17 protein-coding genes are annotated in these 24743 nt (G+C 73.2%); 8 read left to right on the top strand and 9 right to left on the bottom strand.

Annotated elements, in window-relative coordinates:
• Positions 1-29: 29 nt before the first annotated feature.
• Positions 30-761, bottom strand: a complete 732-nt coding sequence (locus tag CP973_RS26325) for a MerR family transcriptional regulator (RefSeq protein ID WP_150246116.1) — start codon at positions 759-761, stop codon at positions 30-32.
• Between the two features lie 571 nt (positions 762-1332).
• Between CP973_RS26325 and CP973_RS26320 the strand changes: the two genes are divergently transcribed.
• Positions 1333-2826 (top strand): amino acid permease, encoded by a 1494-nt coding sequence (locus CP973_RS26320; RefSeq protein ID WP_208853302.1) that lies wholly within the window; start codon positions 1333-1335, stop codon positions 2824-2826.
• A gap of 73 nt (positions 2827-2899) precedes the next feature.
• Here the strand turns inward: CP973_RS26320 and CP973_RS26315 are convergent, their stop codons facing one another.
• From CP973_RS26315 to CP973_RS26305, 3 genes are all read right to left on the bottom strand, one after another.
• Complete coding sequence (locus CP973_RS26315) at positions 2900-4378, bottom strand: MFS transporter (RefSeq protein ID WP_244410023.1); 1479 nt, start codon at positions 4376-4378, stop codon at positions 2900-2902.
• Positions 4379-4478: 100 nt separating this feature from the next.
• A complete protein-coding gene (sph, locus tag CP973_RS26310; RefSeq protein WP_150246114.1) occupies positions 4479-5477 on the bottom strand; it encodes a sphingomyelin phosphodiesterase in 999 nt (332 codons plus the stop codon).
• A 181-nt stretch (positions 5478-5658) separates the two neighbouring features.
• Positions 5659-7176, bottom strand: coding sequence for a M1 family metallopeptidase (locus CP973_RS26305; protein ID WP_150246110.1), 1518 nt, complete (start codon positions 7174-7176; stop codon positions 5659-5661).
• Between the two features lie 112 nt (positions 7177-7288).
• Here CP973_RS26305 and CP973_RS26300 point away from each other — a divergent pair, with 112 nt between their 5' ends.
• The 3 genes from CP973_RS26300 (at position 7289) to CP973_RS26290 (ending at position 12631) form a co-directional block, all read left to right on the top strand.
• Entirely contained in the window at positions 7289-9376 is a 2088-nt protein-coding gene (locus CP973_RS26300) for a Xaa-Pro dipeptidyl-peptidase (protein WP_150246105.1), read from the top strand.
• Between the two features lie 133 nt (positions 9377-9509).
• The gene (locus CP973_RS26295; protein WP_150246102.1) at positions 9510-10823 is read left to right on the top strand and encodes a M14 family metallopeptidase; all 1314 of its coding nucleotides are present in this window, start codon (positions 9510-9512) and stop codon (positions 10821-10823) included.
• A 113-nt stretch (positions 10824-10936) separates the two neighbouring features.
• Entirely contained in the window at positions 10937-12631 is a 1695-nt protein-coding gene (locus tag CP973_RS26290; protein WP_150250275.1) for a BCCT family transporter, read from the top strand.
• A gap of 54 nt (positions 12632-12685) precedes the next feature.
• Here the strand turns inward: CP973_RS26290 and CP973_RS26285 are convergent, their stop codons facing one another.
• Positions 12686-13663: an FAD-dependent oxidoreductase gene (locus CP973_RS26285; RefSeq protein WP_150246100.1), complete on the bottom strand. Its 978-nt coding sequence runs from the start codon at positions 13661-13663 to the stop codon at positions 12686-12688.
• A 185-nt stretch (positions 13664-13848) separates the two neighbouring features.
• Between CP973_RS26285 and CP973_RS26280 the strand changes: the two genes are divergently transcribed.
• The 3 genes from CP973_RS26280 to CP973_RS26270 all read left to right on the top strand — a co-directional run bounded on the left by CP973_RS26280 (position 13849) and on the right by CP973_RS26270 (position 17611).
• Positions 13849-14886 (top strand): oxidoreductase, encoded by a 1038-nt coding sequence (locus CP973_RS26280; RefSeq protein WP_150246097.1) that lies wholly within the window; start codon positions 13849-13851, stop codon positions 14884-14886.
• A gap of 269 nt (positions 14887-15155) precedes the next feature.
• Complete coding sequence (locus CP973_RS26275; protein ID WP_150246094.1) at positions 15156-17144, top strand: FUSC family protein; 1989 nt, start codon at positions 15156-15158, stop codon at positions 17142-17144.
• A gap of 224 nt (positions 17145-17368) precedes the next feature.
• Positions 17369-17611 carry a hypothetical protein gene (locus CP973_RS26270; protein WP_150246090.1) on the top strand — a complete coding sequence of 81 codons (243 nt, stop codon included), beginning with the start codon at positions 17369-17371 and terminating at the stop codon, positions 17609-17611.
• Between the two features lie 238 nt (positions 17612-17849).
• Here the strand turns inward: CP973_RS26270 and CP973_RS26265 are convergent, their stop codons facing one another.
• From CP973_RS26265 to CP973_RS26255, 3 genes are all read right to left on the bottom strand, one after another.
• Entirely contained in the window at positions 17850-20297 is a 2448-nt protein-coding gene (locus CP973_RS26265) for a Tex family protein (RefSeq protein WP_150246087.1), read from the bottom strand.
• A 141-nt stretch (positions 20298-20438) separates the two neighbouring features.
• Positions 20439-21176: an SAM-dependent methyltransferase gene (locus tag CP973_RS26260; protein WP_150246084.1), complete on the bottom strand. Its 738-nt coding sequence runs from the start codon at positions 21174-21176 to the stop codon at positions 20439-20441.
• A gap of 142 nt (positions 21177-21318) precedes the next feature.
• Positions 21319-22191: an SCO6745 family protein gene (locus CP973_RS26255; RefSeq protein WP_150246081.1), complete on the bottom strand. Its 873-nt coding sequence runs from the start codon at positions 22189-22191 to the stop codon at positions 21319-21321.
• A 146-nt stretch (positions 22192-22337) separates the two neighbouring features.
• On the opposite strand from CP973_RS26255, the gene CP973_RS26250 reads away from it, so the two are divergent.
• Positions 22338-23306 carry a GlxA family transcriptional regulator gene (locus CP973_RS26250; RefSeq protein WP_150246079.1) on the top strand — a complete coding sequence of 323 codons (969 nt, stop codon included), beginning with the start codon at positions 22338-22340 and terminating at the stop codon, positions 23304-23306.
• A 76-nt stretch (positions 23307-23382) separates the two neighbouring features.
• On the opposite strand, the gene CP973_RS26245 is transcribed toward CP973_RS26250, so the two are convergent.
• Positions 23383-24573 (bottom strand): IS110 family RNA-guided transposase, encoded by a 1191-nt coding sequence (locus CP973_RS26245; protein ID WP_150246076.1) that lies wholly within the window; start codon positions 24571-24573, stop codon positions 23383-23385.
• Positions 24574-24743 lie beyond the last annotated feature (170 nt).

The following is a 24743-nucleotide window of genomic DNA, read 5'->3' as shown; positions in this document are numbered from 1 at the left end:
TACCCACGCTATGCCCGCCGTGCGCGGGCTCACTCCTCGGCGTACGTCGCCCGCAGTTCCTCGCGCATCGACCGCTGGAAGGCCGTCACCAGCGCCTGCACCACCATCGGCTGCATGTGCGCGGAGAGCGACTTCATCGACTCCACCTGCTCCGGGTCCGACTCGCGTTCCCGGTAGGGGCCCCACACCTCGTCGTGGAAGAGCCGGGTCAGCTCGCGCGCCGCCGAACGGGTGTGGTCCTGGACGACGGTGCGGGCGGCGAGCAGCGTCTCCAGCGATACGGGGACGTCCAGCAGCCGGATGCCCAGGTGCAGGACGGCCGGGTCGACCCGGAACGCGTCGGGCTCCGCGGTCCGCTCCAGGACGTCCATCGCCGCCAGCCGGTCGATGTCGTCCTCGCTCAGCTCCCGGCCCGCGCGGCGCTCCAGCTGGGCCCGGGTGGCCTCCTCGGCGGAGTCCGGCGACCAGGAGGCCACCAGCGCGCGGTGGATGGCCAGGTCGTGTTCGCTCAGGTCGTCGGGCAGCCGGGCGAGGTAGCGCTCGATGGCGGCCAGCGTCATGCCGTGGTGCTGGAGTTCCTCGATCAGCGCGAGCCGGGACAGGTGGGCGGCACCGTACCGGCCGACCCGGCGCGGGCCGATCGCGGGCGGGGGCAGCAGCCCGCGGGTGCTGTAGAAGCGGACGGTCCGCACGGTCACCCCGGCGCGGGCGGCCAACTCGTCGACGGTCAGCGTCGGTTCTTCCCCGGTCCCGGTGGCCATGGCCGCGCCTCACTTCCCTCGCTGCGTCCGCGCGGGTCCCCGCGCCCCCTCGGTCCACCGCGTTCCGTGGCGCGGTCCGTGTTCAACAGTATTGCTGTCTCACCACCCCTGTGAAACCTCCGGGGGGGGACGGGGCGCGGTGTACCGGCCGGTGCAAGCGGTGCCGGGTGCTGGTGAGAGGAAGTCGCCGACGCCCCCGGCCGCGGCGGGTACGGGCGCGGCCAGTCCGTCTGCGGCAGCGGCAGCGGTCACTCCCGCGACGGTGTGCTGGACCCGTACGACCCCCAACGGCACTTTCCGGCCACCCCCGACCGGATCACGCCCCCCCGGGGCCGCTCCCTTGGGTGAGGGGTGATGACCGGAGCGTGGCGAATTGCTGGGCTCGTGGAGAGGGCTTCCATACGTCATTTCGGGCATAAGCGGGTGAATTATTGATGTCTTATACACGCTGTGATCCAGCCCACAGACGAGGGGGCGGCTCTGGGGGAAGGTGTGCCGTCGGTTGGACTCCGCGTGACCCGTGGGGCCGCCGTCGGCTCCATCGCCTGCCCGAAAGCGAGATGAACCAGCTGTGAGCACGGAAACCGTCCAGGAGAACGCCCACAGGCCACCGGACGGGGGGAAGGCCGAGACCGCGCAGGACGCGGGCGACGCCGGATACAGCAAAGGCCTCAAGGGCCGGCACATCAACATGATCGCGATCGGTGGCGCGATCGGCACCGGCCTGTTCCTGGGCGCGGGCGGCCGGCTCGCCTCCGCCGGTCCCGCGCTGGCCGTCGCGTACGCCGTCTGCGGCCTCTTCGCGTTCTTCGTCGTACGGGCCCTGGGCGAACTGGTGCTGCACCGCCCGTCGTCGGGCTCGTTCGTCTCGTACGCCCGCGAGTTCCTGGGGGAGAAGGGCGCCTACGTCGCGGGCTGGATGTACGTCGTCAACTGGTCCACGACCGGTATCGCCGACATCACCGCCATCGCGCTCTACACCCACTACTGGAGCCTGTTCACCGCCGTCCCGCAGTGGGTGATGGCGCTGATCGCGCTCGCGGTGGTGCTGAGCATCAACCTCATCTCGGTAAAGATCTTCGGCGAGCTGGAGTTCTGGTTCGCGATCATCAAGGTCGCGGCGCTGGTCGTCTTCATGTTCATCGGGATCTTCCTGCTGGCCACCCAGCACCCGGTCGGCGGCAGCACCCCGGGCCTGAGCCTGATCACCGACCACGGCGGCTTCTTCCCGACCGGTCTGCTGCCCGTGGTGATCGTGCTGCAGGGCGTGGTCTTCGCCTACTCCGCCGTCGAACTGGTCGGCGTCACCGCCGGTGAGACCAGCGAGCCGGAGAAGGTCGTCCCCAAGGCCGTGAACTCGATCATGTGGCGGGTCGGCGTCTTCTACGTCGGCTCGGTCATCCTGCTCGCGCTGCTGCTGCCGTGGAACAAGTACACCGGCTCCGAGAGCCCCTTCGTGACGGTGCTCTCCAACGTCGGCGTGCCCGCCGCGGGCGACGTGATGAACCTCGTGGTGCTTACCGCCGCCATGTCCAGCCTCAACTCGGGCCTGTACTCGACCGGCCGCATCCTGCGCTCGATGTCGATGGCCGGCTCGGCGCCGAAGTTCGCCGGACTGATGAACCGCAACCAGGTGCCCTACGGCGGCATCATGCTCACCTCCGCGGTGTGCGTGCTGGGCGTCGGCCTCAACTACTGGCTGCCCGGCAAGGCGTTCGAGATCGTGCTCAACATCGCGGCACTCGGCATCATCAGCACCTGGTGCACGATCATGATCTGTCACATGGTCTTCGTCCGCCGCTCCCGCGCGGGCCTGGTGCAGCGCCCCCGATTCCAGCTGCCGGGCACGCCCGTCACCGACATCGCGACCATCGTCTTCCTGGTCGGTGTCATCGTCCTGATGGCCTTCGACAGCGAGGGCGTGGGACGCCAGACCGTGATGCTGGTGCCGGTCATCGGCGCGGCGCTGGTCGTCGGCTGGTTCGCGGTCCGCGGCCGGGTGAGCCGGATCGCGGCCGAGCGCGAGCAGGCCGCGGCGGGCCGGGGCACGCTCGACAAGGGCTGACCGCGGGACGTACGTACGCGAAAGGGCGGCCGCGTGGACCTCGCGCGGCCGCCCTTCGCCGTACGGCCGGGGTTCAGCCGTCCGCCGCCTTGTCCTCCCGCGCCGCGCGGTCGGCCGCGCGCCGCAGGACCACGGTCAGCACCGTGACCACGCAGGTCAGGACGACCGAGACCAGCGTGGTCCACATGGCGGCACGGGCGTGGCCGGCGGTGTCCGGCGCGGGCCCGGCCAGCGCGAAGAAGGCCGTTCCGAGGATCGCCACACCGGCGGCGCCGCCGAACTGCTGGGCCGTGGTGAGCACCCCGGCGCCGGTGCCGGCCCGCCGCGCCGGCACCCGTACCAGGGAGGCGCCGATCAGCTGCGGGAACGTGAGCCCGTTGCCCACACCGGCCACCGCCATGGTCAGGACCACCCAGAGCAGCGCCCCGCGGTCCGGCCGGAGGGCGAGTACGAGGGTGAGCGCCGACAGGCCGGTCACCGTGACGACGCTGCCCAGTTGCAGGACGCGCAGACCGTAACGCTGCACCAGCGGGCGGGAGAGCAGCGAACTGCCCGCGAAGCAGACGCCGGTGGGCGCGAAGGCGAGCCCCGCCTCGAAGGGCCCGAGCCCGTAACCGCCCTGGAGCAGCAGTGTCAGGGTGAACATCAGGCTCGCCCAGTACGCCATGAACGCGGCCTGGGCCACCACGCCGGCCAGATAGGACCCCTCGCGGAACAGCGAGAGGTCGAGGACCGGGGCGCCGCCGCGGGCGGCCAGGACCCGCTGCCAGTACACGGTCGCCGCGCCCACCGGCACGGCGGCGCCCAGGCACAGCCATGTCCAGGCAGGCCACCCGGCGGTGCGCCCCATGGCGAGGGGGACGAGCACCAGGCCCAGCGTCAGGGCCACGCCGCCCGCGCCGGGCAGGTCCAGCCGGGCCCGGCGGGCGGGGCGCACCGCGGGCAGGTACCGCACCGCCAGCGCCGCCGCGACCACGCCGACCGGCACGTTGACCAGGAACAGGACGCGCCAGCCCAGCCCGAGGACGTCGGCGTCCAGCAGCAGCCCGCCGAGGACCTGGCCGGCGACCGAGGCCGAGCCGCCGGCCACGCCGTACCAGGCCATCGCCCGGCCCCGGGCGTGCGCCGGGAACGACGCGGTGATCGTCGCGAGCACCTGTGGCACCATCACCGCCCCGGCGAAGCCCTGCAGCAGCCGCGCGCCCACCAGCTGGGCCGGGCTCACCGCGATGCCGCACAGCAGCGAGGTGACGGCGAAGGCGAGCAGCCCCGCGACGAACGTGCGCCGGTGACCGAAGAGGTCACCGAGCCGGCCGCCGGTGATCATGCCGCTGGCGTAGGCGAAGGCATAGCCGCCGACGATCAGTTCCAGGGCGGCGGGCCCCGTGTGCAGGTCGTGTTCCAGTGAAGGAGCGGCGACGTTGACGACGAAGAAGTCGAACTGCGCCATGAACCACGCGGACAGCAGAACGGTGAGCAGCGCACCGGGGTGCGGTGGTATCGGGGCGGGCCGTGCGGCGGCGGCCCGTGGGTCAGCGGTCAACTCGGTCACGGCAGCATCCTGGACCCGTTGTGTCCAGGAAGACAAGCGTGATCCCGCGCGGTGCACCCGACCGCCGTCCGTGCGCCGCCTCCGCGCGGGCGCCGGTCGCTCAGCCCGCCACCAGCGGATAGTGGTCGGAGAGGTTGGTGTACGTGTACTCCTTGCCCCAGCTCGACACGGTCCACGGCGCGCTCTCCTCCTTGACGACCTCGTTGCGCCAGGTGGCGGGCCGGGCGTGTCCGGCGCGGTGCAGCACGTGGTCGAGGTCCTCGCGCGGGTCGTCCGGGTAGCGGTATTTCGCCAGGGAGTTGTCCCGGGTGTCGAAGGAATACGGGTGGCCGGTGCGCGCGTCGGCCGCCACGAGGCCGGCGTCGGCGAGCATCGCGGAGAATTCGGGGCCGCGGCTGTCCACATTCACGTCACCGGCGACCAGCACCTGTTCGTCCGCCGGAATGCGCTTGGCGTCCAGAAAGGCGTCGATCTCCTTGAACTGCTTCGAGCGGACCGCCGCCGCTTCCCCCGCCTTGCAGCCCGGGTCGGTGGACTGGGTGTGCGTGCCGACCACGTGCACCTTGGCGCCGCGCACGTTCAGCACCGCATAGGCGAAGCCTTTGTTGGACCAGTAGTCGGAGCCGCACGCGTCCTTGAAGACGTACTGCTCCTTGCGGATCACCGGCCACGCGCTGAGGACGGTGACACCGCCGTCCTCCGGAGTGGTGGCGGAATACGCGCCGCCGGTGGCGTCCCAGCCGCTCTTGCTGCGGCCGACGACCGGCGTCTGATACGGATACCGCGCCGCGGCCGCTGATGTGAGCGCGTCCGACGAGGAATTGTCGAAGGCCTCCTGGAGCACGACGACATCCTGACCGCGGAAGAATTCCGCTTCGGTGATCGCCTTGGCCCGGTGGTCCTGCCCCCAGTTCGGGTAGAGGCTCTTGCTCATGAGGAAGGTGTTGTACGAGAGCACTTTCAGCGCGGGAACGGCGGCCGGGGCCGTGGCGGCCGACGCCGCGGGGGCCGTGGCGACGAGCGTGGTCGCGGCCAGTGCGGCGGCCAGCGCTGTGGCGGACACGGCGCCGTGGAAGCGGCGGGGGCTGCGGTGCGGCATGGATTCTCCCGGTCGGGTGGGGGCGGGCCGGAGGGGCCGCCGCACAGTGAATCAAGCCCACTTACTTCCGAGTGGCCTCCGGGTGATGCCGAGATGGACACGGCATGACGCGTGCGAGCGCATGCGGAAGGGGCCCGGCGCGCACCGCGCCGGGCCCCGGTTCACGTCACCGCCGCAGGCGTCAGTGCCCGTGACCGTGCCCGTGGTCGTGCACGTGGTTCGTCGCCTGGATCGACTTCCAGGACTTCGGCTGGGCCACCGCCTTGGCCGGGGCGGCCGCCCGGGCGCCGAGGGTCTTCTTCGCGGCCGCGGCCGCGGGCTTGGACGGCTGGAACAGCCAGGTGTCGAACAGCCCCGCCAGCGGCTTGCCGGTCTTGCGCTCGGCGTACGTCACGAAGTCGTGCACCGAGGCGTTGCCGTACTTCTTGTCGGTCGGCCAGGACTTCAGGAGCCCGAAGAACGCCTTGTCGCCGACCTCGTTGCGCAGCGCCTGGAGGGCGAGCGCGCCCCGGTCGTAGACCGCGCCGTGGAACTGGTTCTCCGGGCCCGGGTCGCCCGGCTTGACCTTCCAGAACGGGTCGTCGGCCGGGTGCTGGGCGTACACGTAGTCGGCCAGTTCCTGACCGGTGCCCTCGCCCTCCTTCTCCGACCACAGCCACTGGCTGTAGCGGGCGAAGCCCTCGTTGACCCAGATGTCCTTCCAGTCCTTGACGGACACGCTGTCGCCGTACCACTGGTGCGCCAGCTCGTGCACCACCACGGAGACGTTGGTGCCGTTGGCGAACGCCTCCTTGCCGTAGAACGGGCGGGTCTGGGTCTCCAGCGCGTACCCGGCCTTGACGTTCGGGACGTAGCCGCCGACGGAGTTGAACGGGTAGGGGCCGAAGACCGACTCCAGCCACTCCGTGACCTCGGTGGTGCGCTCGATGCTCGCGCGGGCCGAACCCTCGTAGGAGCCGAGGTCCTTGCTGACGGCGGTGATCACCGGCAGGCCGTTGGCCGTGGTGTCCTTGGTGACGTCGAACTTGCCGACCGCGAGCGTGGTCAGGTACGTGGCCTGCGGCTTGTCCGAGCGCCAGTTGTAGCGCGTCCAGCCGAGCTTGGAGGTCTGCGACAGCAGGACGCCGTTGCTCAGGGCCTGGTTGCCGTCCGGCACCGAGACCGAGATGTCGTACGTCGCCTTGTCGGTGGGGTGGTCGTTGCTCGGGAACCACCACACGGCGGCGTCCGGCTCCTGCGCGATCACCCCGCCGTCCGGCGTGCGGTGCCAGGCGGAGAAGCCGTCGATCTTCAGCTCGGACGGCTTGCCCGCGTAGCGCACGACGACGCTGATCTGCTTGCCCTTGGGCAGCGGCGCGGCGGGGGTGACTTCCAGCTCGTGCTTGCCGGAGGTGGCGAAGGAGGCCTTCTTGCCGTTGACGCGTATCTCGCTGACCTTCAGGCCGAAGTCCAGGTTGAAGCGGCTGAGGTCCTGTGTGGTGGTGGCGAGCAGCGTCGCCGTGCCTTCCAGCAGGTCCGTCTTCGGCTGGTACTTCAGGCGCAGGTCGTAGTGGGAGACGTCATACCCGCCGTTACCGCTCTCGGGGTAGTAGGAGTCGCCCGCGCCCGGAGCGCCGGGTGTGTAACTGGCCGCGGAAGCCGGGATCGCCAGCAGCAGGCTGAGGGCGGCCGCACCCGGAACGATGAGTCTGTGACGCACGAAATCCTCCAGCGTGTAGGGGAGGTGAGCCCGTTCGGGCCGTCATCTCTTCAGATGCTCAGACTCTATGTACTCGGAAGCCGCCCGTCATGTCCATGGCCGCATCTGACACATGACCGACATCAGCACGTCACAGGCCGGCCGGCCCCGTCCGGCACGACCGCCCCCGCGGACCCTCCCGTCGCCTCGCGCACTCTTACGCACAGGAGTTCCCCCGCGCTACCGTCCGCCCGTGACCAATAGCGCGCGGATCACCCGCACCCCCTGGAAAGCGCTCGTGACGGCGGTCGTGGCCGCCCTGCTGTCCTCGCTCGTCGGCCCGGTGTCCGCCGCACGGGCCGCCCCCGCCGAGTCCAGACCCGTGTACTCCTACGACCGCGCGATACGCGAATCGGTCTGGGTGGACACGCGGATCGACGGCGACTCGGACGGGCGGACCGACCGGGTCGCCGTCGACATCGTGCGGCCGCGCGAGCCCGCGCAACAGGGCCGCCGGATCCCCGTGATCATGGACGCCAGCCCGTACTACTCCTGCTGCGGGCGGGGCAACGAGAGCCAGAAGAAGACCTACGACAGCGCCGGGCGGCCGGTGCAGTTCCCGCTCTTCTACGACAACTACTTCGTCCCGCGCGGCTATGCGACGGTACTGGTCGACCTGGCCGGCACCAACCGCTCGGACGGCTGCGTGGACGTGGGCGGGCGCTCCGACGTCCAGTCGGCGCGCGCCGTGGTCGACTGGCTCAACGGCCGGGGCCGCGCCTACGACTCCCGCACCGGCGGCAAACGCGTCACCGCAGCCTGGTCCAACGGCGACACCGGCATGATCGGCAAGAGCTGGGACGGCACCATCGCCAACGGCGTCGCCGCCACCGGCGTCGAGGGCCTGAAGACCATCGTGCCGATCGCCGCCATCTCCTCCTGGTACGACTACTACTTCGCCAAGGGCGCCCCGCTGTACGACTCCGGCCCCGACCGGCTGGCCGACCGCGTCGAGAGCCCCGAGGCGCGCCTGCGCTGCGCGGGCATGCAGAAGAAGCTCGCCGACGGCGCGCCGCGCACCGGCGACTGGACCCCGCTGTGGACCGAGCGCGACTACGTCAAGGACGCGGAGAACGTCACCGCCAGCGTCTTCGCCGTCCACGGGATGCAGGACCTCAACGTCCGCACCAAGCACTTCGGCCAGTGGTGGGACGCGCTCGCCGACAACGGCGTCGAGCGCAAGGTCTGGCTCTCCCAGACCGGCCACGTCGACCCGTTCGACTTCCGGCGGTCCGCCTGGGTGCCCACCCTGCACCGCTGGTTCGACCACTACCTGATGGGCTACGACAACGGCATCGACGAGGAGCCGATGGCCGACATCGAGCGCGCGCCCGACCGGTGGACCACCGACCGCGTCTGGCCCGCCGCCGGCACCTCGGCCACCACCGTCCGGCCGCGCAACGGAACCGCGCCCGGCGTCGGCGAACTCGGCACCCGGCGCGCGCCGCACGGCGCCACCGAGACCTTCACCGACGACCCCAGCCTGAACGAGCAGGACTGGGCCGCGCGGATCGACACGTCCACCCCCGCCAAGGCCGGGTTCACCACCAAGCCGCTGACCAAGCCGCTGCGGCTGTCCGGCTCCGGCAAGGTGACCGTCACCGCCACACCCAGCACCTCCACCGCCCATCTCTCCGCCGTCCTGGTGGACCTCGGGCCCGACACCATCCGCAACTACGGTGCCGCGGGCGAGGGCATCACCACCCTCGCCGACCGCACCTGCTGGGGCGCGAGCACCGCCGGTGACAGTGCCTGCTACAAGGAGACCAAGGCCGACACGGTCCAGGTCGGCCACACCGTCTTCAGCCGTGGCTGGGCCGATCTGGGCAACTGGGCGAATCCCGGGAAGGGCCGCCCGCTGATCCCCGGCAAGCGCTACACGATCACCCTCGACCTGGCCGCGAGCGACCACGTCGTCCCCGCCGGGCACCGGCTCGCGCTCATCGTCGCCGGTACGGACGCCGGTCTGATCGACCCGCCGTCCACCACCCCGCGCCTGACCCTCGACCTGGCCCGCACCGCGGCCCGCCTGCCCGTCGTCGGCGGCGGCAAGGCGCTGGCCGCCGCCACCGCGGGGACCGGCGGACCGGCCCGCGTGGCCCCGGCGCCGCGCACCGGCGTCGAGCCGCCCGTACCGAGCCGCATCCCCGGTACGCGCTGACGGTACGGCGGGGCCGGGGCACGCGCTCCGGCCCCGCCGTGTCCGTACCGCGCCCCACCGCGCCGTACCGCTGCTCCGGCACCCGCACTTCCTCCACCGTTCGCCCCACCACCGACACCGGAGGCACCCCCTCGTGACGTCCCTTCCCCGCGGCCTCGCCCTCTCGGCGCTGGCCGCCGCGCTCACCACGACCCTGCTGGCCTCGGCACCCGCCGGCGCGGCCGGCCCGGACCTGCCCCGTACCGGCTTCGAGACCAGCGGGGGCGCCCGCTGGACCACCCAGCCCGAGGAGCGGGACTTCCTCGCCGCCGTCGACCGGGCGAGCGACCGGGTCCGCACGGACCGGATCGGCACCACCGCGCAGGGCCGCCCGATACGTCTCATACGGATCGGCGCACCGGCACCGAGGAGCGCCGAAGCCGCACGGCACGGCAACACGGTGCTGCTCATCTGCTCACAGCACGGCGACGAGCCGTCCGGGCGCGAGGCGTGCCTGTCCACGGTCCGCGACCTCGCCTTCGCCGGTGACCGGGCCACCCGCCGCTTCCTGGAGCGCACCAGCGTGCTGGTCGTGCCGACCGCCAACCCGGACGGCCGGGCCGCGGACACCCGCGGCAACTCCGCCGGGGTGGACATCAACCGCGACCACCTCGCCCTGAGGACCGCCGAGGCGCGGGCGATGGCCGCCGTACAGCGCGACCACCGCCCGGACGTCGTCTACGACCTGCACGAGTACACGCCCGTCGCGCCCTACTACACCAAGGACCTGCTGTCCCTGTGGCCGCGCAACCTGAACACCGCGCGTGCGGTGCACGGGGAGTCCACCGCCCTCTCCGAGCGGTACGTGCGGCCCGCGGCCGCCGGGGCGGGATTCAGCACCGGGATCTACGGCATCTGGACCGACCCGGAGACCGGCGAGCCGGTCAAGCAGGTGGCCGGTGACGGCCAGGAGCGCATCCTGCGCAACACCGCCGGGGTGAAGAACTCCGTGGGGCTGCTCGTGGAGACCCGGGTCGACGCGCTGACCGACGCCGAGAAGGCCGACCCGGCACTGAACAACCGCCGCCGGGTCACCTCGCAACGGGCCGCCCTGCGCGGGCTGTTCGATTTCGCCACCGAACGCCGGGGCCGGATCGAGTCCGCGACCACCCGCGCCCGGCTGGCCGGTTACGCCGACCGGGGGCCGGTGTACCTCGGCGGCGCGGACAACGAACCGCCCGCGGCGGACAGGATCCTGCGCGACCCGCCGTGCGCCTACCGCCTCGACAACCGGCAGTACGCCCAGGTCAAGGACGAACTGACGCTGCACGGCGTGGCGTTGCGGCGGGACGGCCGGGGCGGCGCCGTGGTCCCGCTGCGCCAGCCGCTGCGCGCGCTCGTTCCGCTGCTGCTGGACGGCCGGGCCGAATATCACCTTACGGCCGCGACTCCGCTCAAGGGCTGCTGAACGCTTCCCACCGTGTGGTAGGGGGTAACGGGTAGGGAAAATCTGGCCTATTGAAAGGTCGACACGTGTCGGAACCAGACAAGGACACGGGCGGCGGGGGAGGCGCGCCGGTCATGGCGGACCTCCCCGGCGCGCCGCACCGCACCGGCCCTCCACAGACCGACCGCGTGGTATTCGGCGTCACCGCGCTGCTGACCCTCGCCTTCATCGCCTGGGGCGCCACCTCCACCGAGTCGCTGAAGAGCGCCTCCGCGACGATGCTGGACTGGATCATCAAGAACGGCGGCTGGGCCTTCGTGCTCTCCGCCTCCGGCTTCGTGGTCTTCGCGATCTGGCTGGCCGTCAGCAAGTACGGACGGATCACCCTGGGGAAGGAGGGGGAGCAGCCGGAGTTCCGCACGGTGTCCTGGGTCGCGATGATGTTCAGCGCGGGCATGGGCATCGGCCTGATGTTCTACGGCGTCAGCGAGCCGCTGGGGCACTTCGGCACACCGCCCCCGGGCACCGACCCCAAGGACGCCGCGCAGGCCATGGACACGGCCATGGCCACCACGCTCTTCCACTGGACCCTCCACCCGTGGGCGATCTACGCGGTCGTGGGGCTGGCCATCGCATACAGCTGCTTCCGGCGGGGGAGAAGGCAGACGATAAGCGCGGTGTTCACGCCACTGATCGGCGCGCGGCGGGCCAACGGCTGGGGCGGGCAGGTCATCGACATCCTCGCCATCTTCGCCACGCTCTTCGGCTCGGCCGCCTCCCTGGGCCTCGGCGCGCTCCAGATCGGCAGCGGGATCAAGGTGCTGGGCTGGATGGACCGTGTCAGCACCACCCTGCTGGTCGTCGTCATCGCCGTACTGACCGTCGCCTTCGTCCTGTCGGCGGTCTCCGGCATCGCCCGCGGCGTCCAGCTGCTGTCCAACATCAACATGGTGCTGGCGCTGATCCTGGCCGTGTTCGTCTTCGTCGTCGGGCCGACCATCCTCATCCTGAACATGCTGCCGACCTCCCTCGGCACCTTCCTCGGTGAACTGCCGCAGCTCGCCGGGCGTACGGAGGCCGCCAGCGGCGACAAGGTCGGCGACTGGCTGCGCGGCTGGACGGTGTTCTACTGGGCGTGGTGGATCTCCTGGACGCCGTTCGTCGGCATGTTCATCGCCCGGATCAGCCGCGGGCGCACCATCCGGCAGTTCATCGGCGGGGTGATCCTCGTACCGAGCGTGGTGAGCCTGCTGTGGTTCGCGGTGTTCGGCAGCTCGGCCATGCACCTCCAGGACACCAAGAAGCTCTCCGGCGAGTCCACGCCGGAGGGGCAGCTCTTCGACGTGCTGCACCAGTACCCGGTCGCCACCGTCACCAGCATCCTGGTCATGATCCTGGTCGGCATCTTCTTCGTCTCCGGCGCGGACGCCGCGTCCATCGTCATGGGCACGCTGTCGCAGAAGGGCTCCTTCGAACCGACCCGGCTCGTGGTGGTCTTCTGGGGCGTGGTCACCGGCGCGGTCGCCGCGATCATGCTGCTGATCGGCGGCGGGTCGGACGACGCGCTCACCGGGCTGCGGGACCTGACGATCCTCGTCGCCGCGCCCTTCACCCTGGTGATGATCGCGATGTGCTGGGCGCTGATGAAGGACCTGCGCCGCGACCCGCTGATCGTCCGCGGGCAGAAGGGCGAGGAGGTCGTCGAACTGGCCGTCATCGCGGGCCACGAGCGCTACGACGGTGACTTCGAGATCCGCATCGGGCCGGGCAACGGCGCCGGCACGGGATCGGCCGGCACGGCTTCCGCCGCCGAGGAGGGCACACCGTAGCGACGGCCGGGCAGGCGATCCAAGGGGAGGGCCGGTGGACCACCGGCCCTCTTCTCACGCCGTACCGCCCCCGGCCAGCCGCACCACCTCGTCCGCGCAGCCCCACGCCACCGTCACCCCGGCCCCGCCGTGCCCGTAGTTGTGCACGCACAGCGCGCCGCCGGGCAGCCGCTCCGCTTCGAGCCGTACGGACGCACGCGCCGGGCGCAGGCCGACCCGGTGCGCCAGGACGCGGGCGTGCGCCAGCTTCGGGTGGACGCGCGCGCAGCGCTCCACGATCGCGTGGGCGGTCGCCGGGTCCGGCTCCCGGGACCAGGCGCCCTCGCGTGCCGTACCGCCGAGCACCACCCCGTACGGCTGCGGCAGGATGTACGTCGTGGTCCCGGCGTGCTCGCCGGCCGAGCCGAACCACTCCTGGACGCCCGGGTTCTCCACGATCACCAGCTGTCCCTGCACCGGCTGCACCGCCACGTCCGGCACCAGCTCGCGGGCGCCCAGCCCGGAGCAGTTGACGACCGTGCCGGCCTCCCGCGCCGCCTCCGCGAGCGAGGTGACCGGCCGCCGCTGCACCGTGCCGCCCGCCGCGGCCAACCGCCGCTCCAGATACTCCAGGTGGGACGGCATGTCGACCAGCGGCATGCGGGCGCGCCACCCGGAGCCGTAGCCCGGCGGCAGCTCCTCCGGCGCGGCCCGCCGCAGGCCCGGCACGGCCGCGTGCCAGCCGTCCGGCCCCGCTTCCGGTGCCGCGCCGGGCTCGTCGGCCATGGTGCCGGCGACCATCCGCACGCCGGTCTCCGCCGGGCGCTCCGCCAGCTCCGCGAGCACGTGGAAGGAGCGTACGGACCAGGCCACCGCCCGTTCCTCCGGCCGCACCCGGTAGGGCCAGCACAGGCCGCCCGCGACCGCGGACGTGGTGTCCCGGGCCGGATCGCGGCTGACGACCCGTACCCCGCGCCCGCCCTCCGCCAGCGCGACGGCGGCCGTCAGACCGAGCACCCCGCCGCCGATCACGATCACATCGCTCGTCGTCATGCCCAGGACGCTATCCGCTGTGTCCGCCGGGGGCGACGGGTGCGGCGGGGCGGGGCGGACGAAAGCCCGCAACGGCCGGTGCGTACCGCGGCGAGGAGAATGCCGGAACGATACGGAACGGGCCCCTCCAAGGGATTTGCCGCAGCCCGGGCACTTGTCGCCCGTTGCGTGGGGATACTCAGGACATGCCTGCGCACCACGCGACCTTCGGACTGGCCCCCGCGACGCGCGCCGGCGCCGTGCTGTCCAACGGCGCGTACGAAGTCCACCGCGACTTCTGGGACTTCATCGTGGACGGCAGACCGCTGCTGCTGCGCCTGGCGGACCTCGACGCGGTCTCCCCGCTCGCCGCCGACCTCGGCCCCTCCCTGTTCACCGCGCACGTCCGGCGGCTGCTCCTGGAGGAGGACGCCCCGCTCGCCGACGGGCGCTACGTCCTGTACGGCTGCCCGGAGTGCGAGGGCCTGGAGTGCGGCGCGGTCACCGCCGTCATCGAGCGCGACGGCGCGGACGTCGTGTGGCGGGACTTCGCCTGGCAGACCGGGGAGCGGGCGGACCTGCGGCGCGACGGCTATCCGGGCGTCGGCCCGTTCCGCTTCGACGGCGCGCAGTACCGGGCCGCGCTGGAACGCCTGCTGTCCGACGACGGCCCGGCGCACGGCGCGGCGACCGCCCGGCGGGTCCTGCTGGTCGGGCAGCGGGTCGCGCTGCCCGCCCGGCTGGCCGCCGCGCTGCGCGGCATCGGCATCGGCGCGGAGATCAGCCGCGACGCGGCGGGCGTCTCGCCGGACGAACTGCGGTCCTACGGGGCGGTGGCCTTCGGCGGCGCGGTGGACGAGGCGGAGCGGGCCGCGGTACGCGCCGCGTTCGCGGCGGCGGGCTCCTCGGCGGTCTTCGTGGACCTGCCGGTGCCGGTCGTCCCGCTGCTCGTCGCGCGGATCGAAGAGGCCCTGGACCGCTGTCCGCAGGACCAGCGCCGGCTGCTGCGGCTGGCCGCCGCGCGCGGCGAGGTCACCGTCGAGACCGCCGTGCCGTGCCGGGTCACCCTCACCGCGTACCGCGTGGACCGGCTGTCGCGCACCCGGACGGCCGAACTGTTCACGGGACAAGTGGAAGCGGGCACCCACCGGTTGGCGGTGGACGCGCGGGCGACGAAGGGCACGGCGTTCGTGGTCGCCCGGACGAGCGGGAGTGTGCTGGTGGCGAGGGTGGCGGGGGAATAGGGCCGGACGGGGTGGACCGCGCACCGGACGGCCCGTCCGGTACGGCTGGATGTGATCTTGACATCCCCGTAACCCGTACGTCGTGATCCGTACAAACGGAACCGTAAGCTGGGTGTCAGCACCGTCGGCCGATGACGCCCCTCGGACACCCGCCCCCGATCCGCGTACCGGGACCCGCCCGGCCCTGCGCCGGGCAGTACGTCCCGTTCCATCCGGGTACGTACTCCTACGTTTCCCGTACACCGTCATCCGCCGTACCAAGGAGGCCCATGCCCCGCGCTCCGCGCGCCGTGCCCACCTGGCTCGCCCACCCCCTGCGCTGGCAGCGGCTGCCCGTTCCCTGGGCCGCCGTGGTCCGCGGCGCGCTGTGCGCGGGCCCGCTGCTCGCCGCAGGCGTGGCCACCGGCCATCCGGCGGCCGGTGTGCTGGCCGGGCTGGGCTCCATGCTCGCGGGCGTGAACGACCGGCCCGGCACCCGGCGCCGCGGCATCGTGCACATCGGCCTGCCCGCCCTCGCGTCGGCGTTCGGCATGCTGATGGGCGCCACACTGCAGACCGTCGGCGCGGGCTGGTGGGTGGTCCCCGCGCTGTTCGCCGTCGGCTTCGTCTCGGGAGCCGGCAGCGTCGCCGGGCCGGTGCGCTCCAACGCGGGCATGCAGATGCTGGCCAGCACCGTCCTCGGCGCGGGCATGCCGCTGTCCGGCGCGCCCTGGCTGAAGGCCCTCTACCTGCTGGCCGGCTGCCTGTGGCTGCTCCTGCTGCGCCTGGTGTTCCACCCGCCCCGCCCGGCCGGCGGGCCGCTCAGCGGCGAGCGGGCGGCCGTCGCCACCGTCTTCGACGCACTCGCGGACGCCCTCGCCGCCGTCGGCGGGCCGGGCGCCGAGGCGGCCCGGCGCCGCCTCACCGCCGCCCTCGACCGCGCCGACGAGGCCCTGCGGCTGCGCCGTCTGCTGCGCCGCCGGCCCCGCCCGGGCGAGCGGCTGCTCGCCGAGCGGCTGGCCGCCGCCACCGCCCTGTGCGAGGCCAGCGTCGCGCTGCTGTGGGAGGCCCGGCCGCTGCCGGACCGGGTCGCCGAGGGGCCGCGCCGCTTCGCCGAAGCACTGCGCACCGGCCGCCCGCCGGGCCGGCTGTCCGCGCCGGACACCGGCTCACCGGCGCGCGGCGCCTTCGACCGCGCGCTCCTGGACGCGGCGGTGGTCTTCGCCCGTACGGAACCGGCGGACGCCGCCGGGGCCGACGGAGGGCCCGCGGTGATCTCGGGGGCCGTACGGCCGGACGAGCGGGAGCCCGGACGCGCACCCGGGCCCGAGGCCCCGCGGGTCCGGCGCGGCCGCGGCATGCCCGGACCGGCCGGGCGCGACTACGGACTGCGGGTCGGCCTGTGCATCGCGGTGAGCGCGGCGGTGGCCCTCGCGCTGCGCGCCGAGCACTGGTACTGGCTGCCCGCCACCGCCACCTTCCTCGTCAAGCCCGATCTCGGCCCGCTGTTCTCCCGTACGGTCAACCGCTTCGCCGGGACCGTCGCGGGCGTGCTGGTCTTCGCGGCGGCGGGGGCGCTGCTGGACGGCTGGTGGTGGCCCGCGCTGGTGGCCGGCGCGGGCGGCGCGCTGCTGCCGTTCGCCACCCGCCACTTCGCGCTGCAGACCGTCGCCATCACGCTGATGGTGCTGTCGTTCGTGCACGTCAGCGGCGATCCGCAGGCCGCGCTGGAGCGGATCGTGGACACCTCGGCCGCCTGCGCCCTGGTCCTCGTCGTCGGCCATCTGCCGCGGCTCGCCGACCCGCGCCGCCGCGTCGGCCACCGGGTGACGGCCGCGCTGCGTGCCACCGAGGCGTATCTGGGCGAAGTGCTGCGCACCGAGCCGGGGCACGACCGGGGCGAGCGCCTGGTGCGGCGCCGGGCGGCCTACCGGGCGCTGGGGGAGGCCCGCGGGGCGGCCGAGACCGCCGCCGCCGAACTCGTCGCGGCGCGCGGCCGCAACCCCGACTGGCTCACCGTCGTCACCGCCGCCGAGCGCATCGTGGACGCGGCGACGGCCTGCGCGGTACGGCTCGACCACGGCGCCCGCCGACCCACCCCGCAGGAGGCGCGCCGGCTGTGCGAGGCGCTGACCGCGATGGCGGACGCCCTGGAGGACCCGGGGCGCCCGGGCCCGCCCGCGCTCGCCGCGCAGATCCCGCCCGTACCGGGCTGCGCCACGCTCACGGACGTGGCCGCCGAGCTGGAGCACATGCGGGGCTTCGCGGGGGCCGCGTAACGGGGCGGCGTAATCGGCCCGCGTAACGGGGTGACGGCCCCGGCCTGAACCGGCCGACGGCGGGTAGGCGTGCCGCCGACGGGTGCCGGGCGGCTGTCCCCGGCCGCCACCCGCTTGGCACGCCGGGCATGCCGACGGCGCCGGGCCGGTGCGGTACTGGAGGAGCCGGGCGGCACCGCCGGGCGCCACCGGACCATCGACCGAAGCGTGAGCAGGGAGCCGGCATGGGTGACATGAGCATGAGCGATGACATGTCGAAGAACCGCCCCGAGCGGGAGCGCAGGGCACAGCGCGCGGCGCGGGAGGACGCCCCGGCCTCCCCGGAGCGCGGTGCCGGGGAGGCTCCCGCGGGGGAGGGCTATGTCTCCGAGGAGAACGGCCGGTGGGTCAGCCACCTGGCGAAGCCGGGCGCCGGACGGCACCGGAAGGGCCCCGGCCCGGTGCCGCGCGAGGACGCGCCGGGGTGAGCCGTACTCAGGGTCGTAGCGGTGAACCGTATGCGGTGAACCCGTATGCGGTGATCCGTACGCAGTGACCTCTGCGCAGTGACCTCTACACGGTGATCCGTACGGAGTGGTCCATACGTGTCGCCGGGCCGCCGTGCCCTGAGCCGGGCACGGCCGGGAACCCGTACGGCAGCCGTACCGGCCCAGAGCCGAACCCGTACGGCCGGGACCGGCATCACCGCCCCCGGCCGCCCCCGGCTCAGCGCCCCCCGTTCTCCTTGCCCAGCAGGCCCGCCCGCCGCAGCGCGTCGGCCATGGCGCCGTTCGCGGGGGCCGCGTCGCGGGAGCCGCCGCGGCGGTCGCCGCCCTGGCGCTGCCGGGGCGCGCCGCCGCGCCGCTGGTCGCCGCGGTCCGGCCGGTCGCCGCGGCGGCCCTCGCGCTGCCCGCCCGCGCGCTGCCCGCCGTCGGCCGCGCCGCCGCCCTTGCCCGGCTCGTCGTCCAGGCGCAGCGTCAGCGAGATCCGCTTGCGCGGGATGTCCACGTCCAGCACCTTCACGCGCACGATGTCACCCGGCTTGACCACGTCGCGCGGGTCCTTGACGAACGTCTTGGACATCGCGGAGACATGGACCAGACCGTCCTGGTGGACGCCGACGTCCACGAACGCCCCGAAGGCGGCGACGTTGGTCACCACGCCCTCCAGGAGCATCCCGGGCGCCAGGTCGCCGATCTTCTCCACGCCCTCCTTGAAGGTGGCCGTCCTGAAGACCGGACGCGGGTCGCGGCCCGGCTTCTCCAGCTCCTGGAGGATGTCGGTGACGGTCGGCAGACCGAAGGAGTCGTCCACGAAGTCGGCCGGCTTCAGCGAGCGCAGCACCGCCGTGTTGCCGATCAGCGAGGACACCTCGCCGCCCGCCGTCTTCACCATCCGGCGCACCACCGGGTACGCCTCCGGGTGCACGCTGGAGGCGTCCAGCGGGTCGTCGCCGCCGCGGATGCGGAGGAAGCCCGCGCACTGCTCGTACGCCTTCGGGCCGAGCCGCGCCACGTCCTTGAGCGCCTTGCGGGTGCGGAAGGGACCGTTGGCGTCGCGGTGCGCGACGATGTTCTCGGCCAGGCCCGAGCCGATGCCGGAGACGCGCGACAGCAGCGGCGCGGACGCCGTGTTGACGTCCACGCCGACGCCGTTCACACAGTCCTCGACCACCGCGTCCAGCGAGCGCGACAGCTTCACCTCGGACAGGTCGTGCTGGTACTGGCCGACGCCGATCGACTTTGGATCGATCTTGACCAGTTCGGCCAGCGGGTCCTGGAGGCGGCGCGCGATCGAGACGGCGCCGCGCAGCGACACGTCCAGGTCCGGCAGCTCCTGCGAGGCGAACGCGGAGGCGGAGTACACCGAGGCGCCCGCCTCGGAGACCATCACCTTCGTCAGCTTCAGCTCCGGATGCGCCGCGATCAGGTCGGCGGCCAGCTTGTCCGTCTCGCGGGACGCGGTGCCGTTGCCGATCGCGATCAGCTCGACGCCGTGCTCCCGGGCCAGCCGCGCCAGCGTGGCCAGCGACTGGTCCCACTTCTGCTGCGGCACGTGCGGGTAGATCGTCTCCGTCGCGGCCACCTTGCCGGTCGCGTCCACGACGGCGACCTTCACACCCGTACGGAAGCCGGGGTCCAGGCCCATCGTGGCGCGGGTGCCGGCGGGCGCCGCCAGCAGCAGGTCGCGCAGGTTGGCCGCGAAGACCCGTACGGCCTCGTCCTCGGCGGCCTGCCGCAGCCGCAGCCGCAGGTCGATGCCGAGGTGGACCAGGACGCGGGTGCGCCAGGCCCAGCGGACGGTGTCCAGGAGCCACTTGTCGGCCGGCCGGCCGCGGTCGGCGATGCCGAACTTCGCGGCGATGGACCGCTCGTAGGAGGTGGCGCCCTCGACCGGCTCGGTCTCCGGCTCCAGCGTGAGGTCGAGGATCTCCTCCTTCTCGCCGCGCAGCATCGCCAGGACGCGGTGCGAGGGGAGCGCGGTGAAGGGCTCGGCGAAGTCGAAGTAGTCGGCGAACTTCGCGCCCGGCCCCTCTTTGCCGTCGCCTTTGCCCTCGCGGACCTTCGCGGTGATCTGCCCGCGCGTCCACATGCGCTCGCGCAGCTCGCCGATCAGGTCGGCGTCCTCGCTGAAGCGCTCGGTCAGGATCGCCCGCGCGCCCTCCAGGGCGGCGGCCGGGTCGGCCACGCCCTTGTCCGCGTCCACGAAGGCCGCCGCGGCGGCCGTGGGCTCCACCGACGGGTCGTTCAGCAGGCCGTCGGCCAGCGGCTCCAGGCCCGCCTCGCGCGCGATCTGCGCCTTGGTGCGCCGCTTGGGCTTGAAGGGCAGGTAGATGTCCTCCAGCCGGGCCTTGGACTCGGCGCCCCGGATCTGCGCCTCCAGCGCGGCGTCCAGCTTCCCCTGCGACCGTACGGACTCCAGGATCGCGGCCCGCCGCTCCTCCAGCTCCCGCAGGTAGCGCAGCCGCTCCTCCAACGCGCGCAGCTGCGCGTCGTCGAGCATCTCCGTCGCTTCCTTACGGTACCGGGCGATGAAGGGCACGGTCGAGCCGCCGTCGAGCAGTTCGACCGCGGCCTTCACCTGCCGCTCCTTGACGCCGAGCTCGTCGGCGATCCTCGCTTCGATGGATCCGATGGTCCCGGACGCCCCGTTGGCCTCGGTGGATGCCGTCACGTTGTTTCCTGCCCCGCCTTCCAGCGTTTGCTTGAGCCTGCATTGTGCAGGTTGCCGGGCCGCACTGTCGCGCCCCCCCCGCGCCGCTGTCGCCAGGTGTGAGAAGCCGCACGCACCGGTGCCGTGCCCCGGCGCGCGTCCTCAGCCGTCGGTGCGGCGCAGCACCAGACTCAGGAAGCCCCAGCTGTCCCGGTAGCCGCGCAGCCACTGCGTACGGTGGGCCCCGGCCACCGCGAGCGCTTCGGCGCGGTCGGGGCCGTCGGGGCGGTCCAGGGCCCACGCGGCCAGTGATCCGGTCCAGGACCACTCGTAGGCGTCCAGTTCGCGGCGGGTGCTGACATGCCCGTGGACGGGGGTCCAGCCGTCGGCGGCGACGCGTTCCAGGGTGGTCGGCAGGTCGGCGAAGTCGCCGAGCGTCTCGACGGCCTCCCGTGACGGCGTACGGTCCCAGAACCCGTCACCGACCAGGACCCGCCCGCCGGGGGCCAGGTGCGCGCGGGCCGCCGCCAGGGTGGGCAGCAGGCCGCCGAAGGCGTGCGCGGCCCCGACGCTGAGCACCAGGCCGAACGGGTGCGGGGAGCGGAAGTCCGCGGCGTCTCGGTGATGGAGGACGAGACGGTTTGTGACGCCCCGCCCGGCGGCGGCCGTACGGGCGTGTGCCAGGGCCGCCGCGCTGGTGTCGACGCCCTCGGCCCGCAGCCGCGGATGCCGGGCCAGCGCGCGCAGCAGCCACTCCCCGCCGCCGCAGCCGAGGTCGAGCACCCGCTCGTCACCGCGCGGCAGGCCGTGGTCCAGCAGCTGCCGCACCGAGTCGTCGTCGAGCGGTGCCGCGATCGGGTGCCCGGTGTGAGCGATCCGGGAGATCTCTTGACGGTCCATCGGCGCAGCGTGGCAGCGGCGGCCCGTCCCGCGCACCTGATTTCCCCGTGCGCGGGACGGGCATACGGGAAGGAGGGAACTCCCATGGCGCGCCCGGGAGTTCGCCCCCCCCGTCGCGCGCCCGGGAGCTGCGGGCCCCGGGTCAGCGCTTGCCGAGGAGCGCCTCCGGGAACGCGCCCGCCGCCACCGCGGTCCGGGTGAAGCCGTTGGCCAGTTCGGTCAGCCGGGCCACGTCCGCCGCGCCCAGGTGCTCGTACGGCGCCAGGTCCAGCCGGTCCGTGGTGTCCTCCAGGTCCGCGCGCAGGCGCTTGCCCGCCTCCGTCAGTTCGCCCGCCGCGTCGAGGAAGCCGCGCCCGCGCAGCCGCTCCTCGGCGGCCTGCCACTCCTCCAGCGACCAGCCGCGGAACTCCAGGACCCAGGAGCGGGCCGCGCCGTGGTCGCTCGCGGTGTGGGTGACCAGCGCCTCCAGGCCGTCCAGGCCGGCGTCCAGCAGCGCCGCCAGGTGGCCGTCGCCGCGGTGCTCGCGCAGCAGCGTCGCCGCGTGCCAGAGGGCGAGGTGCGGCGCGTCGGGGACGGGCAGGTCGGCGTGCGCGGCGTACAGCGGGCGGGCGTGCCGGGTGCAGGCCTCGGCGGCGCGCAGCGCCAGCCGGGCCGCCTCGGCCATCTCCGGCGACTCCACCGCCGCGTCGCCGAGCAGCCGCCGCAGGGTGCGGTCGGCGGCCCGCAGCCGCGCGGCCAGCACCTCCTCGGGCGAGGCCACCTTCCACACCTGCGGTATGTGCCGGGCGACCAGGTCGTGCTTGAAGTTGTAGAAGGTCGCCGTGACGGTGCCGGCGCCGACCGCGCCCAGGGCCGCGGACCGGCTCGCGAAGTAGGCGGCGCTGCGGTCCTCGATGCCGAGGGCGGCGAACTCCGCGGGGAAGTCGGGGGAGAAGTAGACGGTCGAGTGCAGCGGGTTGACGACGTTGTGGCACCGCCGGCCGGCGCGCTCGGGGAGCGAGGTCTTGGTGGTCATGACCGCAGGTTACCGACCCGTTGGTATGGAGGGGAGGGGGGCCGGGAAGTCCTCGGCGACTGCCGCCCGGACACACCGGCCCATGGCAGTAAAGGTGGGTTATTCGTCATTGCCGCCATCGTCGGCGCCCCCGCAGGATGGGCGCCATGGAACAGCGCGACGTGCTGGTCGTCCTCTTCGACGGCGTGCAGAGCCTCGATGTCACCGGCCCGCTGGAGGTCTTCAGCCAGGCGGCCCGGCGCCTGCCCGGCGCCTATCCGGTCCGTACCGCCTCGCTCGACGGCGCCCCGGTCCGTACGGGCAGCGGGCTGACCCTGACCCCCGACCTCGCGCTGCCCGACGCCGCGCCGCCGCACACCCTGCTCGTGCCCGGCGGGCGGGGCACCCGCGAACCCGACGCCCGGCTGGTCGACTGGCTGCGGCTGCACGCGCCGCGGGCCCGCCGCAAGGTGTCGGTGTGCACCGGGGCGTTCCTGCTCGCCGCCGCCGGGCTGCTCGACGGCCGCCGGGCGACCACCCACTGGTCCCGGTGCACCGAGCTGGCCGCCGGGTTCCCGGCCGTACGGGTCGATCCGGAGCCCATCTACGTACGCGACGGCGACACGGCCACCTCCGCGGGCGTGACGGCGGGCATCGACCTCGCGCTGGCCCTGGTGGAGGAGGACCTCGGCCGCGACCTCGCGCTGGCCGTCGCCCGCCACCTGGTCGTCTTCCTGCGCCGCCCCGGCAACCAGACCCAGTTCAGCGCCCAGCTCGCCGCGCAGACCGCGGACCGGCGCCCGCTGCGCGACGTACAGCAGTGGATCACCGAGCACCCGGCGGCCGACCTGTCCGTGGAAGCCCTCGCCGGCCGTGCGGGCCTGTCGCCCCGGCACTTCGCCCGGGCCTTCCGGGACGAGGTCGGCATGACCCCGGGACGGTACGTCGACCGGGTGCGCCTGGAGGCCGCCCGGCGCCTCCTGGAGGACACCGCCGACGGCGTCGAGGGCATCTCCCGCCGCTGCGGCTACGGCACTCCCGAGGCGATGCGCCGCGCCTTCCTGCGCGCGCTGGGCGCCGCACCGGCCGAATACCGCCGCCGCTTCCGGCCCGTGGCCCCGCCGCCGTTCCCCTGACCGCCCGCCCCTTCCTCTTCACCACGCCGCGGCCCCTTCACCACGCCCACCACCGAAAGGCTTCCCAATGCTGATGTCAAGCCGCTGCTGTGACAGGTGGTGTGGCTTGGTAACACGCTCCGTCGCGGATCATGGCCCACAGGACATTGAGCCGACGGCGGGCGAGCGCCAGCAGCGCCTGCTTGTGTCCCTTGCCCTCGGCACGCTTGCGCGCGTAGTAGGACTTCGAGGCCGGACAGCTTTTCAGGCTGGAGAGCGCGGACAAGTACATCGCGTTGAGCAGCCCTCGGTGGAACCGTCTGGGACGGCGCAGGTTGCCGCGGACACGTCCGGAGTCGCGTGGGGCGGGGGCGAGGCCGGCGTAGCCGGCCAAGCGGTCGGCGCTGCCGAAGGCGTCCATGTCGCCGCCGGTGGCGGCGATGAAGACGGCGCCCATCTGCTTGCCCATACCGGGCAGGCTGAGGATCACCTCGGCATGAGGATGCTCGCGAAACCGGGCCTCGATCAGGGCATCGACTTCCGCGATTTCCTCATCGAGGGCCATCACCCCCTTCGCGAGGCGGACCCCCATGGCGGCGGCCAGCTTCTCGCCGGGCAGCGCGGTGTGCTGGGCCTCAGCGGCCTCCACCGCCGTCCTGGCGAGCGCGGCGGCACTGCGGACTTTGCGGTTGCGCAACCACGTCTCGATGCGCTTCGCTCCGGCCCGGCGGATCGCGGCCGGCGTCTGGTAGCCGGTCAGCAGGATGACGGGCCCTTTGTTGGTCAGCTCCAGCTCACGCTCCAACGCAGGGAAGATCTCCAGCAGTCGTGCGCGGAGACGGTTGATCTGCCGGGTGCGGTCACACATCAGATCGGTGCGGCGAGTGGTCAGGATGCGCAGGTCCACGGCGATCTCGTCGCCGGGCCGCAACAGTCCCAGGTCGCGGCGCATGCGGGCCTGGTCGGCGATGACGAAGGCGTCCTTGGCATCGGTCTTGCTCTCGCCGCGATAGGAAGCCGAGGCACGGTGCACGGCTAGGCCGGTGATGTATGCCATGGGCTGGTCGTGGCTGAGCAGGAGCCCGATCAGCAGGGCGGCGCCGCCGTGGTTGAGGTCAACGGCCCACAGCGCATCGGCGTCGAGGGCCAGGACGTCCCCGATCAGTTCCAGCAGGCTCGTCTCGTCGTTCAGGGCCCGGCGGGACAGCAGCCGTTCGCCGTCCGCGTCGATCACCACGCAGTGGTGGTGGTCCTTGCCGATGTCCACTCCGGCCCCTATCCGGGGCACAGTCACCTCCGCCGGCTCGTCGCGCGTTCACAGCCCAGCAGACGACCTCGCCGACGTTGCCCTACACAGCGATCGAGTCGCATCTCCCAATTGGCGGTCGAGTCGTCGCGGGGCTCCGGGCGGCCAAGCCTTTCCGGCCATCTCACGGCGTCCCCATGACAGCCATACCC

This window comes from Streptomyces albofaciens JCM 4342 (genome assembly GCF_008634025.1).
Lineage (GTDB): Bacteria > Actinomycetota > Actinomycetes > Streptomycetales > Streptomycetaceae > Streptomyces > Streptomyces albofaciens.
The sequence above is the reverse complement of the archived record's forward strand: the minus strand, read 5'-3'. Positions and strand labels throughout refer to the sequence as shown.